Origin of the sequence: Thermosipho melanesiensis BI429 (genome assembly GCF_000016905.1) — a bacterium.
GTDB classification, from domain to species: Bacteria; Thermotogota; Thermotogae; order Thermotogales; family Fervidobacteriaceae; genus Thermosipho; species Thermosipho melanesiensis.
On the sequence record NC_009616.1, the window covers coordinates 1,531,588 to 1,544,037 of the forward strand.

Annotated in this window: 14 protein-coding genes; all 14 read left to right on the forward strand. The window is 30.0% G+C overall.

What is annotated here, in order from left to right; translation table 11 throughout:
• The first annotated feature begins 5 nt into the window (after nt 1-5).
• From TMEL_RS07940 to ftsY, 14 genes are read left to right on the forward strand one after another with little or no spacing between them, the layout of a single operon-like run.
• Nucleotides 6-707, forward strand: a complete 702-nt coding sequence (locus tag TMEL_RS07940) for a phosphate signaling complex PhoU family protein (RefSeq protein ID WP_012057746.1) — start codon at nt 6-8, stop codon at nt 705-707.
• Nucleotides 704-3,994: an LptF/LptG family permease gene (locus TMEL_RS07945; RefSeq protein ID WP_012057747.1), complete on the forward strand. Its 3,291-nt coding sequence runs from the start codon at nt 704-706 to the stop codon at nt 3,992-3,994. The genes TMEL_RS07940 and TMEL_RS07945 overlap by 4 nt, the downstream gene beginning before the upstream one ends.
• A 15-nt stretch (nt 3,995-4,009) precedes the next feature.
• Nucleotides 4,010-5,317 (forward strand): 23S rRNA (uracil(1939)-C(5))-methyltransferase RlmD, encoded by a 1,308-nt coding sequence (rlmD, locus tag TMEL_RS07950; RefSeq protein WP_012057748.1) that lies wholly within the window; start codon nt 4,010-4,012, stop codon nt 5,315-5,317.
• A 35-nt stretch (nt 5,318-5,352) separates the two neighbouring features.
• Nucleotides 5,353-5,952, forward strand: coding sequence for an IMP cyclohydrolase (locus tag TMEL_RS07955; protein ID WP_012057749.1), 600 nt, complete (start codon nt 5,353-5,355; stop codon nt 5,950-5,952).
• A 9-nt stretch (nt 5,953-5,961) separates the two neighbouring features.
• On the forward strand, nt 5,962-6,561 hold the full coding sequence (locus TMEL_RS07960) for a hypothetical protein (protein WP_012057750.1): 600 nt from the start codon (nt 5,962-5,964) through the stop codon (nt 6,559-6,561).
• On the forward strand, nt 6,545-6,814 hold the full coding sequence (locus TMEL_RS07965) for an EscU/YscU/HrcU family type III secretion system export apparatus switch protein (RefSeq protein WP_012057751.1): 270 nt from the start codon (nt 6,545-6,547) through the stop codon (nt 6,812-6,814). The genes TMEL_RS07960 and TMEL_RS07965 overlap by 17 nt, the downstream gene beginning before the upstream one ends.
• A gap of 1 nt (nt 6,815) precedes the next feature.
• Nucleotides 6,816-7,718 (forward strand): PEGA domain-containing protein, encoded by a 903-nt coding sequence (locus tag TMEL_RS07970; protein WP_012057752.1) that lies wholly within the window; start codon nt 6,816-6,818, stop codon nt 7,716-7,718.
• An 18-nt stretch (nt 7,719-7,736) separates the two neighbouring features.
• Entirely contained in the window at nt 7,737-8,846 is a 1,110-nt protein-coding gene (gene prfB, locus TMEL_RS07975) for a peptide chain release factor 2 (RefSeq protein WP_012057753.1), read from the forward strand.
• Nucleotides 8,847-8,856: 10 nt separating this feature from the next.
• Complete coding sequence (minD, locus tag TMEL_RS07980) at nt 8,857-9,660, forward strand: septum site-determining protein MinD (RefSeq protein WP_012057754.1); 804 nt, start codon at nt 8,857-8,859, stop codon at nt 9,658-9,660.
• A gap of 5 nt (nt 9,661-9,665) precedes the next feature.
• Nucleotides 9,666-9,932 carry a trigger factor protein gene (locus TMEL_RS07985; RefSeq protein WP_012057755.1) on the forward strand — a complete coding sequence of 89 codons (267 nt, stop codon included), beginning with the start codon at nt 9,666-9,668 and terminating at the stop codon, nt 9,930-9,932.
• The gene (locus TMEL_RS07990; protein WP_041426104.1) at nt 9,878-10,546 is read left to right on the forward strand and encodes a hypothetical protein; all 669 of its coding nucleotides are present in this window, start codon (nt 9,878-9,880) and stop codon (nt 10,544-10,546) included. Before TMEL_RS07985 ends, TMEL_RS07990 begins: the two co-directional genes overlap by 55 nt.
• Nucleotides 10,547-10,557: 11 nt before the next feature.
• Nucleotides 10,558-10,782, forward strand: a complete 225-nt coding sequence (locus TMEL_RS07995; RefSeq protein WP_012057757.1) for a hypothetical protein — start codon at nt 10,558-10,560, stop codon at nt 10,780-10,782.
• A complete protein-coding gene (locus tag TMEL_RS08000; protein ID WP_012057758.1) occupies nt 10,779-11,561 on the forward strand; it encodes a class I SAM-dependent methyltransferase in 783 nt (260 codons plus the stop codon). Before TMEL_RS07995 ends, TMEL_RS08000 begins: the two co-directional genes overlap by 4 nt.
• A gap of 1 nt (nt 11,562) precedes the next feature.
• Entirely contained in the window at nt 11,563-12,450 is an 888-nt protein-coding gene (gene ftsY / locus TMEL_RS08005; protein WP_012057759.1) for a signal recognition particle-docking protein FtsY, read from the forward strand.

A 12,450-nucleotide genomic window follows, 5' to 3' on the forward strand; every position in this document is an offset into this window, starting at 1 on the left:
TATATATGGATTGGATATTAAAAGAAAATATAGAAGAATTAAAAAAGATGGTTTTGAAAGAAGGTTGGCTTATTGAATCTCTTTTAAATCAAGTTTTAAATGCTTTAAAAGAAAGAGATAAGGAAGCAGTGTTAAACGCTTTAAAAAATGAGAATGAAATTAATGTAATGGATATGAAGATAAAGGAGAAGGCTTTAATTATTTTATCTACTTTAATGCCCATGTCCAAAGATTTAAGGATGGTAACGGGAAGTTTTGTAATTTCAAGTTATTTTCAAGATATTTCTGAAAAAACACTTGATATTGCCAGAAAAATTTTGGAATTAATTAAAGAACCACAATTAAAACCACTTATTACTATACCAGAAATGACTAAAATTTCTTTGATAATGTTAAGGGAAAGTATGAGAATGTTTGCTGATCAAAATATATTGGGGGCTGAATCAATTTGTGAAAAGGATGCTGAAATTGACAATTTTTTTGATGACATTAGAAAAGAATTAATGGTTTATATGATGGAAGATGCAAGGTATGTAAAAAGGGCTTTAATATTATTAGAAATCTCTCAAAAGATTGAAGAAATAGCAGATATTGCAACAAAGATAGTGGAAACAACTTCGTACATAATAACCGGTAGGCAATATAAATGTTTTGGCGATAAATTGCATACCATAGAGACTTTAGAAGATATGGGGGATAAAATTTGAGGGTTTTAACAAAGTATATCTTAAAGCTTTCAATAGGTCCTTTTATAATGGGTGTTGCTGCATTTGTTTTGTTTGCAAGTGTTGAGTTACTTTATCAACTATCGGATATAATTGTAAGGCATAGGGTTGGTATACTTAAACTTTTTGAGTTAATATATTATAATCTTCCGTATTTTGTTTCTATGGGAATACCAGTCGGTGTTTTGTTTTCTATATTTTGGGTTTTGTCACAACTTTATAGTTCTAAAGAAATTACTGCTATGCTAGTCCATGGAATTCCATCAAGAAAATTGGTTTATCCATTCTTTTTATTATCTGTTTTGTTTGGCCTTTTTGCATTTTATCTAAATGATCAAATGGTTCCAACATTTAACCACAAGGCAATGAAGACTATTTCAAAGTATGTGTATAAAAGACCGGAGATTTCTATTAGGGAAAATGTCTTAACAAAAATAGATGAATCACAATATTTTTTTGTGAAAAGATATGATCAATCAAGTGGGATCTTGTACGATGTAGTCCTCTTTCAACATATTCAAGGAGAAGAACGTATAATTACAGCAGAGAAGGTTCAAAAAGATGAAGGAAAGTGGTTTTTGATAAACGGAAAAATGTATGTAACAGACAAAGATGGTTTTCTAAAGTTTGATGTAAATTTTTCGAAAATTTCTTTGGATTTAAAGGATGATTTAGAAAGTCTAATGAGAGTTGGAAAATCTCCACGAGATATGACTGGCGATGAATTAAAAAATAAAATTAAAACTTTTAGGAAGTTGGGGGTAGATCCTTCCCCGTGGATTGTGGAGTTACATGGAAGGTATGCGAATTCTGTTGGGCCCTTTATAATAACTATTCTTGGAGTTCCATTGTCTTTGTTATTTGGATTAAAAAGTAAATCCTGGAGTGTGATTTTTACCTTTGCTATAGTTATTTTGTATCAGGGTTCTGGTGCTTGGATTTCTGCAATGGGTAAAGAGAATCTTTTAAATCCAGTGCTTGCAGCATGGTTTCCAAATTTAGTATTTATTTCGGTGGGTTTATTTTTGTTTTTAATGCTTGATACTCCTTTTGCTTATAAGTTAAGAGAGCTGTTATCAAAATTTATGATAGTTATTTTTTTAATTGTAATATCTACTAATGTTTTTTCAAATACAATTACATTGGAAGCTTCAAATGTTATTTATAAAGATAATTTTATACACGCAAAAGAGAATGTGCGTATTTTTTGGGATGAGAATATTTTAACTTCTAGTGAAGCGACGATTTTAGTGGAAAATTCAAAGGCAAAAATTTTAGAGGCATATGGAAATGTGAAATTTAATAAAGAAGGAAAGGTTTATAATGCAAAGTACGTGAAATATTTTTTTTCTGAAAAAAAATCATATGCCGTACGTGTAAGAGGAGTTGAAAAATATAAATCTAAAAAAGGTAAAGTAGATTTGTATTTTGGTGCGGAAAACTTTGAGAAAAAAAAAGGTTATATTAATCTAAACGAAGCATATATTACAACATGTGAACTTGAAAAACCACATTATAGAGTAGAAGCGTTAGATGTTTATATTTATGAGGATAGATATCTAGTAGCTGAAAATTCCATGTTATTTTTGTTTGAATTTCCTTTTTTTCCATATCCTGTGTATTTTTCAAGTTTGAGTGAGGATTCCAAATCTCCATTTTCATTTTCATTTTCAATAGATAGCAAATTAAATTTTTCAACTCGTCAAGAGTATAGCTTATACGTGGATAACTATTTGTTAAGTACCACTTTTGAAACAGGGGAAGGTTCTAATTTGATATTTACAATTTTAGATGGTAAAGAAAAAATTTTTTATATTGATTACGGAAAAAAATATCTTTTGGTGGATTTAGGATATTTAGAATATAACACTAGATGGGATTTAAAGACAACAAATTTAAAGCTAACATTTTTCCCGTTTTACTATTCTGAAAGTTTAAACACATTATGGTTTAAAAGAATAGGAGTATCATTTAAGACTAAAAGTTACTTTTTTGACTTAAACTTAAATAGAAATGATAAGGAATTTTCAATAAATAACGTATTTAGTTTAAGTGGATTAAAGAAAGATTTAGATTTTACAGAGCTTTATATTAGCAATTTTAGATTTATAAGTTCAGTTAAAAAAATTAGCGAAGAGATCTTATTTGATGAAACGGGAAGTTATAATGTTTCTTTTAAAGATAAATTTTACACTACAAATTTCAGTGGAAATTTAAAGAATGAAAGTTATGTAAGTAAAATATTTCATAAGTTTAATTTACCTTTTGAATATAAGAGTGATTTTTTTGATGTTAATTTTGAATATAACTTTGGGTTAAGTTGTTACAATGCTTTAACTGATAAATATTACTTGAGATTGGGATTATATGATGCCTATAAATTATCAGGCAATCTAAAATTTGAGGTACTTGAACTCAAGCCTGAGTATGGATATAGAAAAAATTTCAGGGATGAGGCAACAAATACGGAATATAATAAATTCAGTATAAGGCTTTACGTAAAGAGCAAATTTCTCAATTTTTTATTAACACAAGGGTATGATTTTTTTTATAATAAGATGTTAAATGACAAAATTATGGTAAAGTTTTCTTGGAATAAATTTTTTTTACAGGCTGATACGGAATACGATTTCAAGTTAAAAAAACTGAACCCTTCTTCTGTGAAGATTTCGTATGTAGATTCATCTATCCCTTTAAATTATAGTGCTAATTTTAAATATTACCATATGGAACAAATACCAGTTAGGGAAATTACTCATTTGGTAACTTTTCAGAAATTAAAGGGTCGTGTACGTCAATCGATAGAGGAAAATTACATAAAAAATGCGTATTTTAAGGGAAGTTTTTTTGTAAATAAATGTGAGAATATTTTGGAATTAAATTATCTGAAAAAGAGCAAAGATTCAGACCCTTCTTATACATTGAATTATAAATTAAAGAGTGGTGATGATACATTTTTGTTGGGTTATAAAAGCAATTATAAGTATTTAGAAATAGGAGTTAATTTGAAATCTATTGATCCTGGATTAATATTAGATGCGGTGTATAACTTTGAAACTGAAAAATTTAAGGAACTAAAGATATCAATTCTAAAGAGGCTTCACCATTGGATGTTTGAATTTTCGTCAGAGTTCGAGTTTAACGATGATGGAATCTTTGATTTAGATGATGTGAATAAACTTTCAGTACTGTTTTATATAATAGAATTTGAAGATAAATTTTTTGGATGGGACTTTAAAGAAAATAAACCTAATATTGGCTTATTCTAAGTGGAGGTTAGTATTATGAAAGAAATTGTTTATATTGAGAAAATGGCATATGGTGGTAATTCGATAGGGAAATTACCGGGTGGAAAAATAGTCTTTGTCGAAGGAGCATATCCTGGTGAACTTGTTGAAATCACAATTTTGAAGGATAAGAATGATTATGCGATAGCAAAAGTTGATAAAATTTTAGAAACTATTCCTGAAAGAAGTACGCCAAAATGTCCATATTTCAAAGAATGTGGAGGATGTGATTTTTTAGATTTAAAATACGATAAACAGTTAGAGATAAAAAAACAGGTTTTTTTGGAACAACTTTTAAGAATTTCGGGATTAAATATTAAAAATGTGGAAATTGAAAGGAGTAATTTTGAATATAACTATAGGTTGAAAATGGAATTTTCCGTGACTAGGAATAAAAAATTAGGGTTTAAAAGAAAAAAAAGTAATAGGGTTGTAGAAATAAAAAAGTGTTTAATTGCACCTAAGCCTATGAATCAAGTTTTGGATGTTCTTCCAGAAATTTTAGATGCTTTTAACGTTTCAGTGTATAATGGAAGAAATGGAGTTTTGAAAAATATAGTATTAAGATATTCTCCTAGGGGAGAGTTGATGGTGGTTTTTGTTACCAAGATGGAAAATTTTAAAGATGCAAAAAAAATTGCAAATGTTTTAAGCAAACAAGTGTCATTAATAACTTCGGTGGTTCATGTTATGAATAGTAATGATAAAGTAGTATTGAGAGGACCATATAGGATTTTAAAAGGTGAAGGTGTTATATCATATGAGTTTAGTTGGGAAAAATTTCAAGTACCTCCAACTGCATTTTTCCAAAACAACTTTTATGTAACGGAAAAAATGATAGACTATTTGACTAAGAATCTAGATTTGAATGGTAATGAAGTAGTTTTGGATTTGTTCAGTGGTCTTGGGACATTTTCCATTAGACTTGCGTTATTGTCCAAATTTGTAGTTGCTGTGGGATCAAATCACGTTTCAGTAAAAGCAGGACGTGCAAATGCAAACATTAACGGATTAAGGAATATTAAATTTATAGAATCTGATGCTTATGAGTTTTTAAAAAATTCAGAGAAAAATTTTGATGTGTTAGTAGTTGATCCACCTAGGTCTGGTTTGGGAAAGGAAATGTGTAATGAAATTTTGTTACGCAAACCGGAGAAGATAGCTTATGTGTCTTGTAATCCGTCGACTTTTTCAAGGGATTTAAAAATGTTGATGGAATTGTATGAGATAAAGAGTATAAAGTTATTTGATATGTTTCCTCAAACTTATCACATTGAATCAATAGCAATATTAGCTAGAAAATAAAAATGTGTTAAAATAAAGATAAAAGGAGTGAGAATATGAATATAAAGAGAGCTTTAATTAGTGTTTCAAATAAGAGTAGAATTGTTGATTTTGCAAAAAAGTTGGAAGAATTTGGTGTTGAAATAATAAGTACAGGTGGTACGGCGAAACTTTTAGAAGAAAATGGAATAAGAGTAAAAAGAGTGTCTAAAATAACTGGTTTTCCGGAAATTTTGGGTGGAAGGGTAAAAACGCTGCATCCAAAAATATTTGGAGCAATTCTTGCAAAATTTGATAACAAAGAACATTTAAGAGATCTTTCTGAAAATGATATTGTGCCAATTGATATGGTTGTAGTAAATTTGTATCCATTTGAGAAAGTGGCAAAAGAAACAAGAAATGAGGAAACACTCATTGAGAATATAGATATTGGTGGAGTTTCTCTTTTAAGAGCTGCGGCAAAAAATTATAGGGATGTGGTTGTAATATCTGATCCGGAAGATTATGAAAAGGTTATAAGAAGTCTTGAAGAATGTGGGGATGTGCCTTTACAAAAAAGAAGGATTTTTGCGTTAAAGGCTTTTTACAGGACCATGAAATATGATGCAGAAATACATAGTGTTTTATCTGAGTTATTTGCTTCTGAGAATTTTTAGGTGAGGTAAATGTATGGAGTTGTTTCTGATACGTATAAAAATTTGGTTAAGTTGAAAACCAAAAATGGTGAGGTAATAGTAAAGTCAAATAAAAAAATACCTAAAGGGTTAAGGGTTGAGGTAAAGAATATAGGAGAAGGAGATTATAAGGGAAAGCTTGTGGCAGGGCCAAAAGGTTCTTTACCGCCTTTGAGGTATGTTTTTTTGGCAACAAAAATAACGGAAGATGAAGTATACATTGAAAGGATTTCTAAGCTTTTTATTGAACTTGAAAAGAGGATAAAACTAGATAAGGAGTTTTTGTCTAGATTTAGAGAGTATTTTGAAAATGGAGAAGATAAAGAATTTGAAAAATATATTAATATTTTATCGGGACAAGTGGGATTTAGAGTTTTTGGAGATATTAAGGTGTTTTATGATAGATTGTTGCAGAAGTTTGAAATCTTTTATGAAAAAGGTGTTATTGAGGGATATATAAGTGACGATGAAATAACATTGAAAACGAGTACAATAATAGAGAATGTGGAGGATTTAAAAAAAAGATTAGAGAAATATTTCAAATATGTATTTGTAAAGTTTGAAGGTTTTGAGGGTGGTATATACGTCTAGAGAAAAGTTAGCAGTTGCTTTGAAATACAATCCTAAAACAGATTTTGTTCCTTTTGTTGTTGCAAAAGGCAAAGAAGAAGTTGCGGAGAAAATTATGGAACTTGCCAAAAAAAGTGGAGTTCCAATCGTAAGATCTTCCAAAATTGTTGGTGAGCTTTTTAAGCTAAATGTTTTAGAAGAAATTCCTGAAAAGATGTATGTTGTCATAGCAGAAATTATAGCGTTTATTCAATCGCAAAAAGGAAGTGAATAATATGAAAAAAATTTTCGCTTTGTTACTTGTTGTATTTTCGGTAATTTCCTTTTCAGAAATTTCTATAAGTTTTGGGATATCTTTTGGGAATTTAGAAGGTTTAAGTGACTATTCTTTAGTTATAGTAACAGGAGAGTCTTTCATGGATGTGTATGTTGATGGAGAATATATGGGTCAAACTGATATTTTTGGGCAGTTTATTGTAACTTTTGAGGAAAGTGGCTATCATTTTGTTGAAGTGCAATCGGAAGACTATATTGTTTTTTCAAGAATGATTTTTATTCGAAAAGAGGGGGTAGTTTTAAAGTTAAAACCAATTAAAGCTGGTAGAATAGTTGTATTTTCAAATGTTTATCCAATAAATGTGTATATAGATGGAATTTTTTGGGGAGAAATAAAGAACGAGAATGAGGAGTTGAAGCTACCCATTGGAGAATATAAAGTAATGTTTTCATCACCTGGATATGAAAAGTTAGAAAAAGAATTAGTAATAGATTTTAAAAGAGTAACACCTGTTGAACTTTTTTTAAAAAAGTTACCTTTGGAGATGTATTTAAGAAGCGATTATAATGAATTTTCACCGAATGGTGATTGGTATAGAGATAATTGGGAATTAGAGATTTTGTTGACTACTTTTTCAACGGTTACAGTAGATATATATAAAGGGGATTTAAAAATTGATAATTATGTTTTTTCAGGTGTTCCAGGTGTAAATTTGTTTAAATGGAATGGTGTGAAAGAAGAAGGAGATTACTTAGTAAAAGTTAGTGCATATGATGAAGATGAGATTGTAACAAAGAGTACTAATGTGAAAATAAATATGAAATATACGTATTTGAAAGAGTTGGTTATTATAAGTTTACTATCCTTAGTTGGTGTTATTGTATATTCAATTGTGAAATAGAGGAGGTTTGGAGTTTTTATGATAGATTACGAATTAAAACAGAGAATTGATGAAGTGAAGAAAAGATATGAAGATATTGTAAAAGTATTTCACCCAGAAGATAAAAAAAAGGAATTGGAAGAACTTGAAAAATTAATGGGTGAGTCTGATTTTTGGAATGATCAAAAAAGAGCAAAGGAGATTTCTCAAAATGCTCAAAGGATTAGAAAGATAATAGATGATATGGTAGATATTGAGAATAAACTTGAAGATTTGGAGGCGGGTTTAGAACTTTTAGAAGAAGATGCAACGTTTTTGGATACTATAAAACAACTAATTGATGATATAGAGAGAAAGGTCAAAACATTCGAACTTGAATTGATACTAAATGAGAAGTTTGACTCGAGTAACGCATATCTTTCCATACATCCTGGGGCAGGTGGAACGGAATCGCAGGATTGGGCATCTATGTTGCTTAGAATGTATATGAGATGGGCTGAAAGAAGAGGATTTGATGTTCAAATAGTTGACTATCAACCGGGAGAAGAGGCGGGAATAAAAAGTGCAATGTTGTATATAAAAGGAGAATATGTGTATGGATATCTTAAGTACGAAAGAGGAGTACACAGGTTAGTTAGAATATCTCCATTTGATGCTAATAAAAGGAGGCATACATCTTTTGCATCGGTTAATGTTATGCCTGAAATAGAGGACGATATTGATGTAGAAATTAATCCGGAAGATTTGAGGATAGACACATATAGAGCTTCTGGTGCAGGTGGCCAATATGTAAATAAAACTGAATCGGCCGTTAGAATAACACATATACCAACAGGTATAGTAGTTACTTGTCAGACAGAAAGATCGCAATTACAAAACAAAGAAACTGCTATGAAAGTTTTAAAAGCTAGGTTGTATCAATTAGAATTGGAAAAAAGACAAAAACAATTAGAGGAAATACAAGGAGAGCTGAAAGATATTTCATGGGGGAATCAAATTAGATCTTATGTTTTTCAACCGTACACAATGGTAAAAGATCATAGAACCAATGTAGAGACTGGTAACATTGATGCAGTAATGGATGGAGATATAGATATTTTTATTGAAAGTGAATTAATTTTCTTTGCAAAAAGTAAAAACAAAAAATAGAGGTGGTTTTATGGCGAAGGTTTATGTTCTTACTTCAGGGAAAGGTGGTGTTGGAAAAACTACTGTAACTGCGAATTTGGGGTGTTCTCTTGCAAAAGAAGGAAATAGAGTTTGTTTAATAGATGCTGATGTTGGATTAAAAAACTTAGATGTTGTTTTGGGATTGGAAAATAGGATAATTTACACTATTTTAGATGTTGTAAATGGAAATATTTCTGCCAAAGATGCTTTAGTTAGACACAAAAATTTGAAAAATTTGTTTTTACTGCCAGCATCACAGATAGCGACTAAAGAAATGATTACCCCTGAGGATATGATAAGTATTGTTGAAGCGTTAAAAGATGACTTTGATTATGTGTTAATAGATTCTCCTGCGGGTATTGAAAGAGGGTTTAGGAATGCAATTGCGCCTGCTGATTTTGCAATTATTGTTACTACACCGGAACTTCCTGCTATTTCTGATGCGGATAGGGTAATTGGTCTTTTGGAAAATAATGGGTTTGATGATAAGGATATAGTCTTGATTTTGAACAAATTCAAAGTAAATATGGCCAAAAAGGGAGAGATGCTTTCTGAAATGGATGTTCAGAGAGCACTTGCTATTGATTTGATAGGAATTATTCCTGAATCCGATGAAGTAATTATTTCAACTAATCGTGGCATGCCTTTGGTATTAGAAAATTCAAATGGTCTATCAAATAATTTTGAGAATATTGTGAAAAGATTAAAAGGTGAAGAAATACCATTAGAATTGGATCTTCCTTCTTCAGCCAATTTTATTTCAAAGATATTTTCTTTCTTCAAAAAGAGGTGAAGTGTATGTGGATGTTAGATATTTTTAAAAAACATGACAAAAAAAATTCAAGAGAAGAAGCGTTAAAAAGACTGGAGAATGTAATGAGTAGAAGAAGGGAGATTGTTCAGAGAATTCCACATGAGGTTTTTGAAAAAAGCTCTGAAGAGATAAAACAAGAAGTTGTAAAAATTGTATCTTCAAAGTTTAATGTACCAATTGAGAGGGTGAAGGTTGATTGTCAAGAAGAAGATGGATATGTTGTAATAGTAACAAATATAAATTTCAAGTAATATTATTTGTTATATTAATTTTGTCAGGTTGTGCACTAACTTTGGATAAAATATTACCTGATACCCAAAACAATCAAATTGTAAATTTTGAAATATATTTTCAAGCATTTTTTTCGGATAATCTAAAACGAATTTTTGATGAAAAGCTTGGAACAGATTTTGGATGGTCTAATGTTAAAAGTATTGATTTTTTTTTGGATTTTAATGGCAAAAATATAAGAGTTAAGATAAAATCAGATGGGATATTAATTAAGCCATTATTAACTATTGAAAAATCAAATTTTAATGTTAATTTAGTTGCAACAGTGACGTATACTTTAACTGATGGGATCGATGAAAAGAAAGTTAGTATTTCAACAAATCTAGATAAATTTTTTGATTTGTCGGATAAAGATAATTTGTATTTTATTGTCTATTTAATAGATAAAGGAACAGATGTGAAGTTATCTATGGAAGATTTGTTTAATGTAAAGAAAGTTGATATAGGAAAAGAGAATAAAATATACTATATTACTCCTGATAATCAAAGATATTACTCTGTATATAATGGTATAGCTGGAGAAATTAAAATAAGTAGTGAAATAGGAGAAGTGCAGGTGTTTTCATATCCATAAGGGGGTAAATTATGAGGAAAAAAGATTTGGTTAAAAGGTTGTATACAATTTTTGTAGTATTTTTGGTTTCTTTTTTTGTCATAAATGTTATTACTTCATTTATTAGATATAGAGTAAGTTATGGAGAATTTTTGAAGGTTAAATCCCAATACGAGGAGGTCAAAGAAAAATACGAAAAAAAGCAGATATTATATGAAAAATTGAAAAAATTGAAAGAGGGTAGTGAAGATAGATGAGGTTTGTGGTTACAACATCTTACAATCCAAATAGAGAACTTGTAGAGAAAGCAAAAAAACTGGCGAAAGAATACGGCGTAAAATATGTTAATAGAAATCATCTTACTAAATATATAAAAAGAAGTCTGATTGATTTTTATTATGTTATTGATAAAAAGGGTATGCTAAGTATTAAGTGGGAAGATGGAGAGTTCTTTTTTCATCAAGGTATAGCGAAAATTAGAATGGAAAATATAAAGCATGGGCAAAAAGATTATCTTATAGAAGCAATTAGTCCAAAAGAAAGTGACATAGTTTATGATGCAACATGTGGATTAGCTTCTGAAGCGCTTTTAATAGCAAATTATGCGAAAAAGGTTGTGGCAACGGAGGGCTCAAAGCATATATATAGAGTGGTGAAATGGGGACTTTTATATTACATTTCAGGGGAAAATTGGGTTAATAATGCAAAGAAAAAGATAGAGTTGGTAAATGAAAATTATAAAAGTTATATTAGAAGAGTAGAAGATAATGCTTTTGATATAGTTTATTGTGACCCTATGTTTGAAAATCCAATTTACGAGAGTAATTCGTTAAATCCTCTAAGATCGTTTGCAATTTATGAGTCCTTGAATACCGAGGATTTAGAAGAGATGTTGAGAATTTCAAGAAAAAAGGTAGTAATAAAAACATTAAAGAAAGATAGCCTATATGATAAGATAAAGGAGTATTTTGATAAAGAATATTTGGTTAGGAAAAATGGTGTTGTATATGGAGTAATAAATAAATTGGAGGTGTAGCATGGGTTTTTTTGAGAAATTTAAAAAAGGCCTTCAAAAAACAAGAGAAACCTTTTTTGGAAAGATAAAGGAGGTGTTGAGTGGGAAAAAATTAGATGAAGAGGTAAAAGAAGAAATTGAGGAGCTTTTGATATTATCAGATGTTGGAGTTGAAGCAACAGAGTATATTATTAAGAAAATTGAGGAAAGCAGTGGGGAAGATGCTTATGAAACTTTAAAGAAAGTATTAGTTGAGATGTTAAGTGATAATACTGAATTAAATTTATTTGAAAAGCCTACTGTAATTAATATGGTTGGAGTTAATGGTTCGGGGAAGACTACTACTGCTGGAAAGTTGGCATCATATTTTTCAAAAAATGGGAAATCTGTTGTTTTAGCTGCGTGCGATACTTTTAGAGCAGCCGCAATTGATCAATTAAAGGTTTGGGGTGAGAGGACAAATTCAACTGTAATTGCTCACCAAGAAGGAGCAGATTCAGCGGCAGTTGCTTTTGATGCTGTAAATCATGCTATCTCGAAAAATAAAGATATTGTAATTCTTGATACCGCGGGTAGATTGCATACTAAAAAGAATCTAATGGAAGAATTAAGAAAGATAAATAGGGTGATAAAGAAAAAGTTAGAAAGTGCACCCCATGAAATATTATTGGTGATTGATGCTGTTACAGGGCAGAATGGATTACAACAGGCAAAAATATTTAAAGAATTTGTGAATATAACTGGTATTGTGTTGACAAAGTTGGATGGTACTGCAAAGGGAGGAATTGCAATTGCGATAGTAAAAGAATTGGGAATTCCTATTAAGTTTGTTGGTCTAGGGGAAGGAGTTGATGATTTAAAACCGTTTGACGCAGAAGATTTTGTTAATGCATTGTTAGAAGGTGAATAA